The 15484-nt window shown below is 72.0% G+C and carries 16 protein-coding genes; 1 reads left to right on the top strand and 15 read right to left on the bottom strand.

Annotation, left to right across the window (positions count from 1 at the left end; all coding sequences use genetic code 11):
• Positions 1-22: 22 nt before the first annotated feature.
• The 6 genes from BV907_RS03565 to lysS all read right to left on the bottom strand — a co-directional run bounded on the left by BV907_RS03565 (position 23) and on the right by lysS (position 7034).
• On the bottom strand, positions 23-361 hold the full coding sequence (locus BV907_RS03565; RefSeq protein ID WP_077488288.1) for a hypothetical protein: 339 nt from the start codon (positions 359-361) through the stop codon (positions 23-25).
• A 224-nt stretch (positions 362-585) separates the two neighbouring features.
• Positions 586-1932, bottom strand: coding sequence for an FAD-binding oxidoreductase (locus BV907_RS03560; RefSeq protein WP_077488287.1), 1347 nt, complete (start codon positions 1930-1932; stop codon positions 586-588).
• A 162-nt stretch (positions 1933-2094) separates the two neighbouring features.
• Entirely contained in the window at positions 2095-4611 is a 2517-nt protein-coding gene (locus BV907_RS03555) for an ATP-dependent Clp protease ATP-binding subunit (protein WP_077488286.1), read from the bottom strand.
• Between the two features lie 241 nt (positions 4612-4852).
• Positions 4853-5197 carry a histone-like nucleoid-structuring protein Lsr2 gene (locus BV907_RS03550; protein WP_077488284.1) on the bottom strand — a complete coding sequence of 115 codons (345 nt, stop codon included), beginning with the start codon at positions 5195-5197 and terminating at the stop codon, positions 4853-4855.
• 242 nt (positions 5198-5439) lie between these two features.
• The gene (locus BV907_RS18680) at positions 5440-5580 is read right to left on the bottom strand and encodes a hypothetical protein (RefSeq protein WP_175637353.1); all 141 of its coding nucleotides are present in this window, start codon (positions 5578-5580) and stop codon (positions 5440-5442) included.
• A complete protein-coding gene (gene lysS, locus BV907_RS03545) occupies positions 5580-7034 on the bottom strand; it encodes a lysine--tRNA ligase (RefSeq protein WP_077488414.1) in 1455 nt (484 codons plus the stop codon). Before lysS ends, BV907_RS18680 begins: the two co-directional genes overlap by 1 nt.
• A gap of 180 nt (positions 7035-7214) precedes the next feature.
• On the opposite strand from lysS, the gene BV907_RS03540 reads away from it, so the two are divergent.
• Positions 7215-8063, top strand: coding sequence for an alpha/beta fold hydrolase (locus tag BV907_RS03540; protein ID WP_077488282.1), 849 nt, complete (start codon positions 7215-7217; stop codon positions 8061-8063).
• 366 nt (positions 8064-8429) lie between these two features.
• Here BV907_RS03540 and panC read toward each other — a convergent pair whose 3' ends face one another.
• The 9 genes from panC to folE are packed head-to-tail and all read right to left on the bottom strand — an operon-like array spanning position 8430 to position 15480.
• Positions 8430-9380 carry a pantoate--beta-alanine ligase gene (gene panC, locus BV907_RS03535; RefSeq protein WP_245827769.1) on the bottom strand — a complete coding sequence of 317 codons (951 nt, stop codon included), beginning with the start codon at positions 9378-9380 and terminating at the stop codon, positions 8430-8432.
• A complete protein-coding gene (locus tag BV907_RS03530) occupies positions 9381-10355 on the bottom strand; it encodes a Rossmann-like and DUF2520 domain-containing protein (RefSeq protein ID WP_077488280.1) in 975 nt (324 codons plus the stop codon).
• Positions 10352-12001, bottom strand: coding sequence for a PH domain-containing protein (locus BV907_RS03525; protein ID WP_139346583.1), 1650 nt, complete (start codon positions 11999-12001; stop codon positions 10352-10354). Before BV907_RS03525 ends, BV907_RS03530 begins: the two co-directional genes overlap by 4 nt.
• The gene (locus BV907_RS03520) at positions 11998-12516 is read right to left on the bottom strand and encodes a PH domain-containing protein (protein WP_077488278.1); all 519 of its coding nucleotides are present in this window, start codon (positions 12514-12516) and stop codon (positions 11998-12000) included. Before BV907_RS03520 ends, BV907_RS03525 begins: the two co-directional genes overlap by 4 nt.
• Entirely contained in the window at positions 12509-13021 is a 513-nt protein-coding gene (locus BV907_RS03515; RefSeq protein ID WP_077488277.1) for a DUF3180 domain-containing protein, read from the bottom strand. The genes BV907_RS03520 and BV907_RS03515 overlap by 8 nt, the downstream gene beginning before the upstream one ends.
• On the bottom strand, positions 13018-13545 hold the full coding sequence (gene folK, locus BV907_RS03510; RefSeq protein ID WP_077488276.1) for a 2-amino-4-hydroxy-6-hydroxymethyldihydropteridine diphosphokinase: 528 nt from the start codon (positions 13543-13545) through the stop codon (positions 13018-13020). Before folK ends, BV907_RS03515 begins: the two co-directional genes overlap by 4 nt.
• 1 nt (position 13546) lies before the next feature.
• Positions 13547-13942, bottom strand: a complete 396-nt coding sequence (gene folB, locus BV907_RS03505; RefSeq protein WP_077488274.1) for a dihydroneopterin aldolase — start codon at positions 13940-13942, stop codon at positions 13547-13549.
• Between the two features lie 9 nt (positions 13943-13951).
• Positions 13952-14857 (bottom strand): dihydropteroate synthase, encoded by a 906-nt coding sequence (folP, locus tag BV907_RS03500; protein ID WP_077488411.1) that lies wholly within the window; start codon positions 14855-14857, stop codon positions 13952-13954.
• 8 nt (positions 14858-14865) lie between these two features.
• Positions 14866-15480, bottom strand: a complete 615-nt coding sequence (gene folE, locus BV907_RS03495) for a GTP cyclohydrolase I FolE (protein WP_077488273.1) — start codon at positions 15478-15480, stop codon at positions 14866-14868.
• Positions 15481-15484: the final 4 nt, after the last annotated feature.

Here is a 15484-nt window from a genome sequence, read left to right as displayed (position 1 = left end):
GCGGGCCCCGCCAGCGCCCCCCTCAGTCGGGCGGCTCCGTCGGCTGCGGGGCGGCGCGGTCGGTCCCGGGATCGCGTTCCTCCGCGGCGAGCTCGTCAGCGTCCGCGCGCTGGCCGTACTCGCCTGCGGGATCCTCGCCCTCGCCCTGGCCGGCGGATTGCTCGCCCTCGCCGGCGGGTTGCTCGCCCTCGCCGGCGGGTTCCTTCGCGGGCCCCTGGCCCGCGGCGTCCCCGGCGGCACCCTGGCCGAGCTCCTGCTCGAGCGTCGGCTCGCCGTAGCCGCCCCCGCCGATGCTGCCCGCGGCGCCCTCGGCACCCTGGGCGGTCGTGTCGTCGGTGTTCTCGGGAGTGTCGTTGCCCATGGACTTCCCTTCCACTCAGCACCCGCCTGCCGGGAGCCCGCGGGGACGGGCACGCGGCGGTCCGGCCCAGGACGGGCCGGATCCCTCGACAGTACGCGCAGTGGATCGCGCGGCGCCACGCCCCGCGGCGCGCGCTCGGGCCGCGCCGGAACCGTGGCACGCCAACCCGGCGGCGAACGCCCGGACACCCCCGCGAGACCTTGACGGGCGTGTCCGCCGATGGGTCACGCGCGGCCCGCACCCCCGCGCAGGAGCCCCTGCGGGTCGAGCTCCGCGCGCGCCTCCTCGAGCCGCGCGCCGACCTCGTCGGCCCACGCCGCCGAGGCGTCCTCGAGGTCCCCGAGGACGTTCCGCGGCGCGCGGCCGTTGCCGAACGGGGCCAGCGCCCCCAGCACGTCCTGGATCGCGCCCGGGACCGCCTCGGCGATCGGCGGGGCCAGGACCCCGACGGCGTGCACCGCGTAGCCGAGCCCGTGCGCCGATGCCGCGCGGCCGTCGTCGGACGTCATCGCCCCGCCGAGCAGGCGGATGTCGACGAGTGGGAGCAGGCACTGGGCCTGGGGGCCGGCGACGGCGAGGAGCGCCTGGATCGCGCCCTCGCCGAGCCCGACGAGACCCGCGCCGCCGCTCAGATACGGCATGGGAGCCTCGGGGTCGGAGAACACGCGGTCCACGTCGCTGTACGGCATGAGTCCGACGGCGTCGATGAGCACGGGCGCGGCGGCGCGCATCGGCGCCAGGGCCGCCTCGCCGCCCCGGCCCACGTGTGCGAAGGCGATGTGCACCGTGAGCCGGCCGGCGAGCTCGCGCGGAACGTCCGGCGCGTCGGGGGCGCGGAGGAAGCGGATCGCGGCGTTCGAGGCGTCCCGTAGCCGGGGCGCCCACGAGGCGAAGGCGCGCAGCACGGCCTCGGCGTGCTCGCCGTCGAACACGAGGGCCCCGCCGTACACCTCGGCGACGCGGTAGAGGCGGAAGGTCACGGCGGTGACGACGGCGAGCCCCGCCCCGCCGCCGCAGAGCAGGTCGAAGAGGGCCGGCTCGTGGGTGCGGCTCACGGTCCGCGCGTCGCCGTCCATGGTCACGATGTCGAAGCCCAGAACCGAGTCGGCGGCGAAGCCGAAGGTCCGGCCGAGGACGGGCAGGCCGCCGCCGAGCGTGTAGCCGACGACGCCGACGTCCGAGCTCGAGCCGTTGAGCGGCGCGAGGCCGTGCGCGGCCGCCGCGTCGATGACCTCGCGCCAGCGCGTCCCGGCGCCGACGGTCGCGGTCCGCGCCAACGGGTCGACGACGACCGAGCGCAGCCGAGTCGTGCTCAGGAGGATGCCGCCGGCAAGGGAGCGCTCGGCGCCGTGGCCCGTGGCCTGCACGGCGAGCGGGACCTCGTTGAGGGAGGCCCAGCGGACCGTGGCCACGATGTCCGCCGCGTCGAGGGCCGCGACGACGACGTCGGGCCGATGGACGACGGCGGCGTTGAAGCCCGCGGCCTCGGCCGCGTACCCCGCGTCGCCGGGGTCGAGGACCTCGCCGCGCACAAGGTCCTGCAGGGTGATGAATTCGAGCTGGAGGGTCATGGCATCTCTCTGGACGTGGGATGGATCACAACGAGACCAACAGAGACAGTACGCTCGGTTCGGGAGTTTGTCTAGGAATTGGATAAAACAGGAGTGGGCACAACGAGGCGGCCCCCCACCTGCATCAGGTGAGGGGCCGCCGTCGTGCGCGCGGGGCTCAGACTAGGCGCCGAGCTCCTTGCCGCCCTTGGCCAGGGAGACGACCTCGGGGACCTGCGGGCGCGGGGTGCCGGTGAAGGTGAACTTCGCCTCGTCCCCCTCGCCCTCGACGTCCACCACGACGATGTCGCCCGCGGACAGGTCGCCGAAGAGGATCTTCTCGGAGAGCTGGTCCTCGATCTGCGACTGGATGGTACGGCGCAGCGGTCGGGCGCCCATGGCCGGGTCGTAGCCGCGGGTGGCGAGCAGGATCTTGGCCGCGGGCGTGAGCTCGATGCCCATGTCCTTGTCCTTGAGGCGCTGCTCCAGGCGGGCGATCATCAGGTCGACGATCTCGACGATCTCCTCCTGCGTCAGCTGCGGGAACACCACGATGTCGTCCACGCGGTTGAGGAACTCGGGGCGGAAGTGCTGCTTGAGCTCCTCCGTCACACGCGCCTTGATCCGCTCGTAGCCGGTCTTGGTGTCGGTGCCGGACTGGAAGCCCGTCATGACGCCCTTCGAGATGTCCCGGGTGCCGAGGTTCGTGGTCATGATGATCACGGTGTTCTTGAAGTCCACGACGCGGCCCTGGGAGTCCGTGAGACGGCCGTCCTCGAGGATCTGCAGGAGCGAGTTGAAGAGGTCCGCGTGGGCCTTCTCCACCTCGTCGAACAGCACGACCGAGAACGGGCGGCGGCGGACCTTCTCGGTGAGCTGGCCGCCCTCTTCGTAGCCCACGTAGCCCGGAGGGGCGCCGAAGAGCCGCGAGACCGTGTGCTTCTCGGAGAACTCGGACATGTCGAGGGTGATGAGCGCGTCCTCCTCGCCGAAGAGGAACTCCGCGAGGGCCTTGGCGAGCTCGGTCTTGCCGACGCCGGTCGGGCCGGCGAAGATGAACGACCCACCCGGGCGCTTCGGGTCCTTGAGGCCCGCCCGCGTGCGGCGGATGGACCGGGAGAGCGCCTTGATGGCATCGTCCTGGCCGATGACGCGCTTGTGCAGCTCGGCCTCCATGTGGAGCAGCCGGCTCGACTCCTCCTCGGTGAGCTTGAACACCGGGATGCCCGTCGAGTTGGCGAGCACCTCGGCGATCAGGTCCTCGTCCACCTCGGCGATGCCGTCCATGTCGCCGGACTTCCAGGCCCGCTCGCGCTCGGCGCGCTCTGCGATGAGCCTCTGCTCCTTGTCGCGCAGCGACGCGGCGCCCTCGAAGTCCTGTGCGTCTATCGCCGACTCCTTCTCCAGCTTGAGGCCGGCGATGCGCTCGTCGAGCTCCTTGAGCTCCGGCGGAGCGGTCATGCGGCGGATGCGCAGGCGCGCCCCCGCCTCGTCGATGAGGTCGATCGCCTTGTCCGGCAGGAACCGGTCCGAGATGTAGCGCTCGGCGAGGTGCGCCGCTGCGGAGAGGGCGCCGTCGGTGATCGTCACCCGGTGGTGCGCCTCGTAGCGGTCGCGCAGGCCCTTGAGGATCTCGATCGCGAGGGCCACGGACGGCTCCGAGACCTGGATCGGCTGGAAGCGGCGCTCGAGCGCAGCGTCCTTCTCGATGTGCTTGCGGTACTCGTCGAGCGTCGTCGCGCCGATCGTCTGGAGCTCGCCGCGGGCGAGCATCGGCTTGAGGATGCTCGCGGCGTCGATCGCGCCCTCGGCGGCGCCCGCCCCGACGAGGGTGTGGATCTCGTCGATGAACAGGATGATGTCGCCGCGCGTGCGGATCTCCTTGAGGACCTTCTTCAGGCGCTCCTCGAAGTCGCCGCGGTAGCGGGAGCCGGCCACGAGGGAGCCGAGGTCGAGCGTGTAGAGCTGCTTGTCCTTGATGGTCTCGGGCACGTCGCCGCGCACGATCGCCTGGGCGAGGCCCTCGACGACGGCGGTCTTGCCGACTCCGGGCTCGCCGATGAGGACGGGGTTGTTCTTGGTGCGGCGCGAGAGGACCTGCATGACGCGCTCCATCTCGTGCTCGCGCCCGATCACCGGGTCGAGCTTGTTCTCGCGCGCCGCCTGCGTGAGGTTGCGGCCGAACTGGTCGAGCACCACCGAGCCGGCCGGCGTGCCCTCGGGCTGGCCGGAGCTGGAGCCCGCCGACGCCGCCTCCTTGCCCTGGTAGCCGGAGAGGAGCTGGATGACCTGCTGGCGGACGCGGTTGAGGTCGGCGCCGAGCTTGACGAGCACCTGGGCGGCGACGCCCTCGCCCTCGCGGATGAGGCCGAGGAGGATGTGTTCGGTGCCGATGTAGTTGTGGCCGAGCTGGAGGGCCTCGCGCAGTGACAGCTCGAGGACCTTCTTGGCCCGCGGCGTGAACGGGATGTGCCCGCTCGGGGCCTGCTGCCCCTGGCCGATGATCTCCTGCACCTGCTCCCGGACGCCGTCCAGCGAGATGCTCAGGGATTCGAGTGCCTTGGCCGCGACCCCTTCACCCTCGTGGATCAGGCCCAGGAGGATGTGCTCGGTACCGATGTAGTTGTGGTTGAGCATGCGGGCCTCTTCTTGGGCCAGCACGACCACGCGGCGGGCGCGGTCTGTGAATCTCTCGAACATTGCTCGAACTCCCCGGTTTAGCTTGGGTGCGGTTATGCGTAGTTCGATGCTACGTGCCGGTCGCCCTCCGGCAGAGGGCTGTTCGCCACAGGGTGAACAGCGGACGACGGCGCGTGTTCCGCGCCGTCGTCCCTGTCACACCTACCGTGTCCCCGCCGCCGGCATGGCCGGCGGCGGGGAAAAGCGCGCTCTCGAAACGGGATATCCCCCATGGAATCCCGATCAATTGCGTTTGACTGGATCAGCCGTTGGCCTTGTGGTAGGCCTCTTGGATCTCTGCCTGGATGCGGCCTCGCGCATTCACGTTGTAGCCATTGTCACGGGCCCACTGGCGGATCTTGGCGGAATCCGAATTGCGCGCCGAAGAAGCGCCCGCGCGGGCCTTCTGAGCGGCAGCGGAACGCGCCGCCGCCGACGCCTTCCGGCCGGCCGAAATGTACCCCGAGAGCGAGTCGCGGAGCTTGGCGGCGTTAGCCGCAGAAAGATCGATCTCGTAACTGGTCCCGTCGAGCCCGAACCGGACGGTCTCCTCGGCGGATCCGCCGTCGACGTCGTCCACGAGGATGATCTTGACCTTCTGTGCCATATTGGGGTTCTCTTCCCTGTCAGTGCTGGGGGTAGGCATTTAACAGTTCAAGCACTCGGCTGCCCCGGGCCGCGTTCCTTGCTGCGTTCACCGTGGACTTCAGGCGTGAACTAGACGCGAGAACTGCACGCATGAACTTCAGCAGTTGAACGGCCGTTTGCCGAACAAGTTCATTATGTCGCCGCTAAAGGGCATGCGTCAAAAAGAACACACCCGCACTGGGGAAAAGGAGATCAATTGGCTCAATCGTTATCCGTTGATTCCCGCTCGGCCTGAGCAAGGGCGTCCCTCTCGGCCTTGTCGGCGTTGAAGATCGCCCTCATCGCAAACCAGAAAATGGCGCCGACGACGGCCGAGGGGAGCAGGACGAGGACGTATTCCATCAGTTCGCCTCCGGCTTCAGCAGGGGGAAGAGGATGGTCTCGCGGATGCCGGCCTGCGTGAAGAGCATCACGAGGCGGTCGATGCCGAGGCCGATGCCGCCCATGGGCGGCGCACCGTACTCGAGGGCGCGGAGGAAGTCGTCGTCGAGCTGCATGGCCTCGTCGTCGCCCTCCGCCGAGAGCCGCGACTGCTCGGCGAGCCGCTCGCGCTGGATGACGGGGTCGATGAGCTCGGAGAACGCCGTGCCGCGCTCCATGCCGCCGATGATGAGGTCCCACGCCTCGATGAGGCGCGGATCGTCGCGGTGCGGGCGCGCGAGCGGCTGGGCCGACGGCGGGTAGTCGTAGACGAAGGTCGGGTTGAGCAGCGTGGGCTCGACGATCTCGCCGAAGAGTTCGACGACGGCCTTCTCCTGGGTCCAGAGCGCGTCCGTCTTGACCCCATGCGCGTCGCCGATCTCGAGCAGCCGCTCGAGCGGCGTGTCCGGGGTGACCTCCTCCCCCACGGCCTCGGACAGGCCGGGGTAGACGCCGACCCACGCCCACTCGCCATCGAGGTCGATCGTCCCGGCCTCGGTCTCGATCTGGCGCGTGCCGACGACGTCGGCGACATTGAGGATGATCTCCTTCATTCGCTCGGCCATCGTGAACTGGTCGGCGTAGGCCTCGTAGCACTCGAGCGTCGTGAACTCCGGGCTGTGCGTCGAGTCGACGCCCTCGTTGCGGAACACCCGGCCGATCTCGTAGACCCGCTCGATCCCGCCGACGACGGCGCGCTTGAGGTACAGCTCGGTGGCGATGCGCAGGGTCATGCTCTGGTCGAACGCGTTGAGGTGCGTCTGGAACGGGCGCGCGGTCGCACCGCCGTGGATGAGGTTGAGCATCGGCGTCTCGACCTCGACGTAGCCGTGCGAGTCGAGCGTGTCGCGGACCGCCTTCGTGATCTTGGAACGCGTGTAGACCATCTGCCGGGCCTCCTCGCGCACGAGGAGGTCGACGTAGCGCTGGCGTACACGGGTCTCCTCGCTGAGGCCGGCGTGCAGGGTCGGGAGCGGGCGCAGGGCCTTGGACGCCATCTGCCAGGACTCGACCATGACCGAGAGCTCTCCGCGGCGGGAGGAGATGACCTCGCCCGTGACGAAGACGTGGTCGCCGAGGTCCACGAGCGACTTCCAGTCCGAGAGGCGCGCTTCGCCGACGTTCGCGAGGGAGAGCATCGCCTGCAGACGCGTGCCGTCCCCCTCCTGGAGGGTCGCGAAGCAGAGCTTGCCGGTGTTGCGCACGAACACGACGCGGCCGGCGACGCCGACGGTCTCCCCGGTGGCCGTGTCCGGCTCGAGCTCGGGGTACTTCGCGCGGACCTCGGCGAGCGAGTGCGTGCGCGGGAGCTTGACCGGGTACGGCTGTTCGCCGTTGGCAAGCAGCTTCTCCCGCTTGTCCCGGCGGATATGCATCTGTTCGCTGGCGTCGGCAGGCCGGGGCTCGGCGGCGGGGTTTTCTGCAGTCACAATCTTCCATTCTAAGCCAGCGTTCCCAGGCCCCGAATGGCGGGCCGGCAGGGCCCGCTGGCGGGCCGCTCCCCCAGCCGGCGGCCGGGCGTGGGGCGCCGGGCAGATTGCGGCTAGGCTCGGTTCATGGCCGCCACGCAGCTCTCAGCCTCGACCGTGACCACGCCGGACGGCGCCGTCCTCGAGCTCTTCACCGCGCCCAACGGCAAGGATGCCACGGAGGCGGGGGTCGTCGTCGTCCACGGCTCCATGGTGACCGCGGAGCTCTACAAGGAGTTCGCCCAGCGCCTGTCTGACGCGGTGCACGCCCCCGTCCACGTGTACAACCGGCGCGGCCGCGGCGGCTCGTCGCCGCAGCCGACGGGCTACTCGCTCGCGACGGAAATCGAGGACCTCGGCGCCGTCCTGGAGCACACGGGGACGCAGGCCGTCTTCGGGCACAACTATGGCGGATGCATCGCGCTGCACGCGGGCCGCACGCTCGAGATCAGCCAGCTCGCGGTCTACGACCCGATCATCTCCTTCGAGGGCAGCATCAAGGCCGTCTGGCTCAGGGAGTTCGAGGAGTCCCTCGCCGCGGGCGACGACGACAAGGCCCTCGCCGTGCTCCTGCGGGGGCTCCAGACCGCCGGGCCGGTGTCGAAGCTCCCGCTGCCGATCCTGACCGTGCTCAACCGCATCGGGAGCCGTACGCCCCTCGGCAAGGAGCTCTCGCGGCTCCTTCCCACCGGCCCCCGGGAGATCCGCGCGGTCGTGGCCGCCGACGCCGCGGCGCGCGGCTTCGACGAGCTGCCGCTCGAGTCCCTCTTCCTCGTGGGCGGGGCGAGCCCCGAGTACTTCGCCGAGGCCTCGCAGAAGCTCGACGGCGTGCTGCCGGCGTCGGACTTCGACGTCCTCCCCAAGCTCGCCCACGACGCCCCGACGCGGCCCGCGAAGGCCCTCATCGACCGGCTCGCGGACTTCTTCAAGAGCTGAGGCCTAACCCGCCGAAATGGGGTCCCGGGACGCCGAGGTGGGGTCCTGAGACGCCCAGATGGGGACGTGATACGCGAAATGGGGTCTAGTCCTGCCCTCTGGCCGAACCTCCCCAGCATTCCTGAGTCTCCCATTGCAGCGCAGGTGCGCTCAGCTCGAAATTTCGCCGATTCCCGACCCAGACTTCAATGCTTGAGCTCTAAAGTTGGGGACTTCGGTACGGCGAATAAGAGCCTTCAGGATCGACGGAGGCTTACCCTGAGCGATTCAATCTGACGCCCCACCTCGCGTTCCTGGACCCCCATCTCGCGGTCACAGGCCCCCATTTCGGCGTCCTACGCCGACGGTTCCCCAACACCACGTCGGTTATTGCGCGGCGAGGGGCATGTTGTCGATGAGGCGCACGGGGCCGACCTTCGCGGCGACGATCGCGAGCGCCTCCCCCGCGAAGGGCGTCTCGCGGCACGGGAAGGCGAGCGGCTCGAGCGTTTCCGGATCCACGACGTCCAAGTAGTCCAGCTCGACGAGCGGCTGCGAGCGCACGAGCGCCTCGGCGTCGTCCGGCAGGAGCGGTTCCCGGGCCGCGGCGCGCCCGGACAGGAGCCGCAGCGCGCGGGACAGGACGAGGGCGGCCTCGCGCTCCTCGTCGGACAGGAAGCGATTGCGGCTCGAGAGGGCCAGCCCGTCCTCGGCGCGCACGGTCGGGACGGCGACGACCTCGACCGGGAAGTCCAGGTCTCTGACCATGCGCCGCACGACGGCGACCTGCTGTGCGTCCTTCTGCCCGAAGTACGCCCGGTAGGGCGCCCTGCGCCCGTCGAAGCCGCCGGGCAGGGCGAGGTGGAAGAGCTTGGACACGACCGTGCAGACGCCGTCGAAGTGCCCGGGCCGGGACGCGCCCTCCCACTTGCCGGCGAGCGGCCCCGCGGTGACGCGGACCTCGGGCTGCCCGCCCGGGTACATCTCGTCGGCGTCGGGCGCGAAGACGAGGTCGACGCCGGCCTCTTCGAGGAGCGCGGCGTCCGCCTCAAGGGTGCGCGGGTAGCGATCCAGATCGGTCTGGTCGCCGAACTGGAGGGGGTTGACGAAGACGCTCGCGACGACGACGTCGTCCCGGGCGACCGCGGCGTCCGCGAGTGCCCGGTGCCCCTCGTGCAGCGCGCCCATGGTGGGGACGAGCCCGAGCGACGGCCCGCCGTCGGAACCGGCGCCGGCCTTCTCGCCGAGCAGCCGCGCCGTGTGCTCGCGCAGCTCCGCGCGCGTGTGCACGATCTGGATCGGCCGGGTGGGCCGGGTGGGCATGGGCTGGGTGGGCATCTAGCGGTCTCCTCCTGCCTCGCTGGGGGCCGCCTCGCCGGGGCCCCGGCCCGGCCCGAGCGCACGCTCGAGCTGGGCGCGCACGTCGGCGGGCCACAGGCGCCGGCGCTCGGAGCGCACGGCCGTAACCCTGGCCATCGCGCGGTACGCGTCAAGGATATCGGCGGCCGCGCCGGCGCCCTCGAGCTCGGCGAGGGCGCCCACGTGCGCCTCGACGGTGCCGACGTCGCCGCGCGCCACAGGGCCCGTGAGCGCGCCCTCCCCCGCCGAGAGCGCGTTGTCGAGGGACGCACGCAGGAGCGGGCCGAGGACGGCGGCGGGGTTCTCGATCCCGATCCGGCCGAGCACCTCCGCGGCCTGCGACGCGAGCGTCACGAGGTGGTTCGAGCCGTGGGCGAGCGCCGCGTGGTAGACGACCCTGTCGGCCTCCGCCACGACGACGGGTTCGGCCCCCATCTCGACGACGAGCGCCTGCGCGATCGGCAGCATCGCAGGGTCCGCGGTGACCCCGAAGCAGCAGTCCGGGAGCCGGCCGAGGTCCAGGCTCAGGCCCGTGAAGGTCATGGCGGGGTGGATCGCGAGCGGGATCGCGCCCGCGGCCCGGACAGGGGCGAGGATCCCGACGCCGTGCCGCCCCGACGTGTGCACGACGAGCTGGCCCGGCTGCCACGCCCCGAGCGTCGCGAGGCCCTCGACGAGGGGGCCGAGCGCGTCGTCCGGGACGGCCAGGAGCACGAGCTCGGAGCGCTCGACGATCTCGGGGATCTCGAGGACGGGCACCCCGGGGAGCAGGAGCTCCGCGCGGTCGCGGCTCGCCTCCGAGACGGCCGAGACCCCCACGATGGCGTGCTCGGCCGCGCGCAGGGCCGCGCCGAGCACGGCCCCGACCTTCCCTGCCCCGATCACGCCGATGCCGAGCCGGCCGGGGCGGCGCGGCCCCCGCTGGGGGCCCTCGGGTCCGGCGGCGGTGCTCATGGTCGCTCTCCTCGGTCGTCGGTCGGCCCGTCGGAGGCCGGATTCGGTTCTGGATTCGGTTCAGGATGGGGTTCCGGCGGCTGGCCGGGCGGACGACGGCGCGCTGCCGCGGCACGGGCGGCCTGCTCGGCGAAGAGCCGCTCGGCCGCCTCCACGGACAGGTGCCTCACCGACGGCCGGACGGGCCCCGGCGTCGAGTGCAGCTCGACGCCCGCGAGGCCGAGGCTGCGCTCGAGCGGCCCCTGCCGCAGGGCCAGGGATTGGGTGCGCTCGTGCGGGACGAGGGACAGCTCGCGCGTCAGAACGCCGCTCCTGCACAGGAGCGCGGTGCGCGTCGCGCGGACCCCGGTGCGCCGCCACGCGAACGGATCGAGCCAGCGCGCGGCGGGCGGCGGCGTCGTGAACCCGTGCATGGGTCCGGACCCGGCGAGCCCCGCGAGGACCACGTCACGGGCGGACTCGCCCTCGGTCCCTGGATCGGGCAGGACGAGGCTGAGCACGCGGAACACGTCCTCGGCCCCGCCGACGGGCAGGACCATCGACTTGCCCTGCGCCTGCCGCGAGGCCCCGCCGTAGCCGGCGACGTTGACCCGCACGCTCCACCAGCCGGCCGGCCGCCACAGGAGCGGCTGCCGGATGCTGATGGCCTGGATGCGGCCCTCGGGGACAGTCTGGCTGCGCGCCTCGAGCAGGCCGTAGCGCAGCCGCAGCCCCTCCCGCGTGGCGAGCACGCGGAAGTTCCAGGACTCGGTCACGCGTCCCCACGCGGAGGCGACGGCGGCAAGGGCCGCCGGGACGATCATGACCGGGACGAACGGCACCCCGGTCAGCGCCTGGGCAGCGGCGGCGGCGCCCGCGGCGAGGACCGAGCCGACGACGCCGGCGCTCAGCGCTGTCGAGGCGAGCACGCGGGCCACGGGCACGGCGACGACGAGGGCCTCGTCGTGGTCGGCAGCAGCGGCAGCCGCCGAGGCGGCAGCCGCCGAGGGGACAGCCGCCGAGGGGACAGCCGCCGGGAGGGTGGGGACAGACCCGCCGTGGCCGGGGGCTCCCGGGACGGGAGCGCCCCGCCTCGCGCGCGCCGCGGCGGCCATGACGGCCTCCCGCAGATGCTCGGCCTCCGAGAGGCGGAGGAACGCGAGCCGCAGGGCGCTCTCGCCGGCGTCGGCTACCTCGATCCGCAGCTCGGCGAGGCCGAAGAGCCTGGCCAGGAGCGGCTGGGCGAGGTCCACGGCCTGGACCCTGTCGAGCCGGGCCTGGCGGTGCTGGCGGAAGACGATGCCCGTGCGCACGCGCACCGTGTCGTGCCCGACCTGGAAGCGCGTGGTCCACCACGAGAGCAGGAAGCCCGCGCCGACGAGCACGACGACGGCGGCGCCCGCCGCGCCGAGCAGAGGCGGTGGCACGCGCTCCCACCAGCCCTGTGCGGGGCGGCCGCTCAGGACCGCCTCGAACCAGTCGCGGCCGATCCCGATGAACAGCGCGAGGAGCAGGATCCAGCCCCGCACGAACGGCGAGAGCGGGTGCACGCGCCGCCAGGCGCCGTCGTGCGTCGGCTCGAGCCTGCCCGGCGCATCCGGCCCGCCGGCCGCAGGATCCCGCCCGCCCATCTCGGGGTCCGGCCCGCCCGCCGGCTGCCCGGTCACAGGCCCGCCAGGCGCGCCTCGCCGCGCGCGCTCAGCTGCTCGCGCAGCCGCGCGGCCTCGGCCTCCGGGAGGCCGGGGATGGCGGCCTGCGTCGCGGCAGCCGCGGTATGCAGGCGCACGGTCGCGAGACCGAGCGCGCCCTCGATCGGGCCGACCGTGACGTCGACGTACTGCATGCGCCCGTACGGCACGACGCTCACGCGGCGCACGAGGAGGCCCGAGCGCACGAGCAGGTCGTCGGCCCGTTCGGCGTAGCCCATCGCGCGGACCCGGCGCGGCGTGAGGGCCAGGAGGACGAGGTTGAGCGCCGCCACGGCGGCGGGGAGGGCGAGGACGAACCACCAAGGGAGCGCTGCGAAGAGTCCGAACCCGATGCTGCGGGCGCCGAGGGGCAGGCACGCGATCGACGTCCAGACGGCCGTTCCGATCGCGCCGGAGACGAGGCGCAGGGTGAGGTAGCGGGGCGAGAGCCGCCGCCACTCGACCCCCTCGGGGTCCACCGCCCTGCTAGGCAAGCCCGCCCTCCGTGTCCGGGGCGCGGCGACCGGGCCCGTCCGGCGCGCCTTCGGCCTCCTCGCCCTCCTCCGGGGGGATGCGGCAGAACCGCTCGACGATGAAGCCGATCGCGATCATCGCGATGCCCCCGGCCATCATCCCGAAGGCCTGGCGCACGATCGGGTTGCCCGCGCGCGCGGCGAGAAACGGGATCTGGTCGGCGATGACGCCCGCATGCCAGCCGAGGAGCACGGCCCCGGCGTACGCGCACGCGTGGGCGAGGACGAGGGTACGGGCAGCGAAGATCGGGTCCAGCATGCGCTTGCGGTGGCCGGTGCGCCAGCGGAGCACGCGGATGCCCAGGGCGAGGGTCATGACGCCGATGAACGCCATCGAGCCGAGGGCGCTCAGCGGCAGAACGGCGGTCGGGGCCGAGGCGCGCTCGGTCAGAACGGTCGCGCCCATGCCGACGAGGCCCAGCACGACGACGATGATCCCGAGGACCCAGGGCTTGAGCGGCTTCACTGTGGCTCCTGGTCCAAGAGCATGTCGAAGTCCTCGATCCCGTCCGCGTCCGAGCAGTACTCGAGGAGCTCGACGACGGGGTGGCCCTCGAGCACCGCGAGCGGCTCGATCACGAGCCACGGGAACAGAACGAACGCCCGCTCTGCGGCGCGCGGGTGCGGGATCGTCAGCTCGGGGTCGTCGAGCTCGAGATCGCCGTACGTGATGATGTCGACGTCGAGCGTTCGCGGCCCCCAGCGGACCTCCCGCGTGCGGTGGTGCTTGGCCTCGACGGCGTGGCAGTGCTCGAGCAGCTCGTAGGGCCCGAGCGTGGTCTCGACGATCATGACCATGTTGAGGAAGTCCGGCTGGCCCGCCGGCCCGCCCACGGGTTTGGTCCGGATCACGGGCGAGACGTCCACGAGCCGGACCTCCGGCCGGTCGACGAGGTCCGCCGTGGCCTCGGCGAGGGTCTCGGCGCGGGCGCCGAGGTTGCTCCCGAGGGCAAGGACGGACCGTACCCAGTCATGACGCGTCGCACTCATCTCAGTCCCCCCGGCCCCGCTCCCTGAAGACGGTCACGGAGACATCGCCGAAGGGCACCGCAATCGGCGCCTTCGGCTTGTGCACCGTGATCTCGACGGCCTCGACCGGGAACTCCGCGAGGACGGACTCGGCGAGGCGCACGGCGAGGGTCTCGATGAGGTCCACGGGCTCGCCGCTGACGATCTCGACGATCCGCTCGGCAACCTCCGCGTAGCTCGCGGTGCTGCCGATGTCGTCGGTGCCGGCCGCCGCGGAGAAGTCGGAGTGGAGGACGGCGTCGACGACGAACGGCTGGCCGTCGCGGCGCTCGAAGTCCAGCACCCCGTGGTGCCCGACGGCGCTCACGCCCGTGAGCGTGATGAGGTCCGGGCGCCGTCCCGGCGAACCGCTGCCCACCCGCGCTCCCTAGGCCTTCGCCCTGGCGGCGACCTTGACGGCGTCGAGGTTCGAGGCGACGTCGTGCACGCGCACGCCCCACGCGCCCGCGGCGGCGGCGAGAGCGCTGATCGCGGCGGTGGCGGCGTCGCGCTGCTGCGGCGGGGCGGCCTTGCCGCCCGAGGTCAGGAGCTCGCCGAGGAAGCGCTTGCGGGAGGCCCCGACGAGCACGCGGTGGCCCTGGGCTGTGAAGCGGCCGAGCCCGCGCAGGAGCGCCCAGTTGTGCTCGCCGTCCTTCGCGAAGCCGAGCCCCGGGTCGAGGATGACCTTCTCGTCCGCGACGCCGCCCGCCCGGAGGCGGTCGCGCACGGCGAGGGTCTCGGCGAGGACATCCTCGACGACGTCGCCGTACTCGGCGAGCGAGCCCATCGTCTTGGAGTCCCCGCGGTTGTGCATGAGGACGTAGTACGCGCCGCGCTCCGCGAGGACGCGGATCATCTCGTCCGACAGGAGGTTGCCGGAGACGTCGTTGATGACCGTGGCTCCTGCGTCCAGGGCCTTCTCGGCGGTGGAGGCGCGGCGCGTGTCCACCGAGACGAGGGCCCCGGCCTTGACGAGGGCCTCGACGACCGGCAGGATCCGGCGCTGCTCCTCGTCCTCGGGCACCTCGTCGGAGCCCGGCCGGGTGGACTCGCCGCCCACGTCGATGATGTCCGCCCCGGAGTAGAACATCCGCAGGCCGGCCGCGATGGCCGTGTCCGCGGTGACGTGGGCGCCGCCATCGCTGAACGAGTCCGGCGTGACGTTGAGGATCCCCATGACGACGGCGCGGTCGCTGGGGAGGCCCTCGAAGGTCGCCCGGGCGCGCGGCTTGCGCAGGACGGGGAGGGGAGACGTATTGGGCCCGGTTCCGGGCGCTGCTGCAAGAGAGTCCATCATCGTAGTCACCTTCCGAGAATGAGGCTCATGGCTTCGGCGCGGGTTGCTGGGTCGTGGAGTTGGCCGCGGACGGCACTCGTGACCGTGTGCGCACCCGGCTTGCGGACACCGCGCATGGACATGCACATGTGCTCGCAGCTGATGACGACGATCACGCCGCGCGGCTTGAGGTGGTGGACGAGGGCGTCCGCCACCTGGGTGGTGAGTCGTTCCTGGACCTGGGGGCGGCGGGCAAAGATGTCCACGAGACGCGCGAGCTTGCTCAGGCCCGTCACCCGCCCGTCATGGGAGGGGATGTAGCCAACGTGCGCGACCCCGTGGAACGGCACGAGGTGGTGCTCGCAGGTCGAGTAGAACGGGATGTCCTTCACGAGCACGAGTTCCTCGTGCTCGAGGTCGAAGGTCACCCCGAGCACGTCCTCCGGGTCCTGGTGGAGGCCCGAGAAGGTCTCCGCGTACGCCTTGGCCACGCGCTTGGGCGTGTCCACGAGCCCGCTGCGGTCGGGGTCCTCCCCCACCGCGAAAAGGATCTCCCGCACGGCAGCCTCGATGCGTTCAAGGTCGACGCCCGCAGCCTCTGGGGGCAGCTCGAGCACATCGTCGTCGTCAATATGGGTCACAGAT

This window comes from Sinomonas mesophila (genome assembly GCF_001999765.1).
GTDB lineage: Bacteria > Actinomycetota > Actinomycetes > Actinomycetales > Micrococcaceae > Sinomonas > Sinomonas mesophila.
Note: the sequence above shows the minus strand (reverse complement) of the source record. Positions and strands in the feature narration are given on the sequence as shown.

Coding starts and splice junctions, on each gene's coding strand:
- folP (WP_077488411.1), bottom strand. CDS start 14,857: ATGGACTCTCTTGCAGCAGCGCCCGGAACCGGGCCCAATACGTCTCCC.
- BV907_RS03560 (WP_077488287.1), bottom strand. CDS start 1,932: ATGACCCTCCAGCTCGAATTCATCACCCTGCAGGACCTTGTGCGCGGC.
- BV907_RS03550 (WP_077488284.1), bottom strand. CDS start 5,197: ATGGCACAGAAGGTCAAGATCATCCTCGTGGACGACGTCGACGGCGGA.
- BV907_RS18680 (WP_175637353.1), bottom strand. CDS start 5,580: ATGGAATACGTCCTCGTCCTGCTCCCCTCGGCCGTCGTCGGCGCCATT.
- folK (WP_077488276.1), bottom strand. CDS start 13,545: ATGAGTGCGACGCGTCATGACTGGGTACGGTCCGTCCTTGCCCTCGGG.
- lysS (WP_077488414.1), bottom strand. CDS start 7,034: ATGCATATCCGCCGGGACAAGCGGGAGAAGCTGCTTGCCAACGGCGAA.
- BV907_RS03530 (WP_077488280.1), bottom strand. CDS start 10,355: ATGAGCACCGCCGCCGGACCCGAGGGCCCCCAGCGGGGGCCGCGCCGC.
- BV907_RS03555 (WP_077488286.1), bottom strand. CDS start 4,611: ATGTTCGAGAGATTCACAGACCGCGCCCGCCGCGTGGTCGTGCTGGCC.
- BV907_RS03565 (WP_077488288.1), bottom strand. CDS start 361: ATGGGCAACGACACTCCCGAGAACACCGACGACACGACCGCCCAGGGT.
- BV907_RS03540 (WP_077488282.1), top strand. CDS start 7,215: ATGGCCGCCACGCAGCTCTCAGCCTCGACCGTGACCACGCCGGACGGC.
- panC (WP_245827769.1), bottom strand. CDS start 9,380: ATGCCCACCCAGCCCATGCCCACCCGGCCCACCCGGCCGATCCAGATC.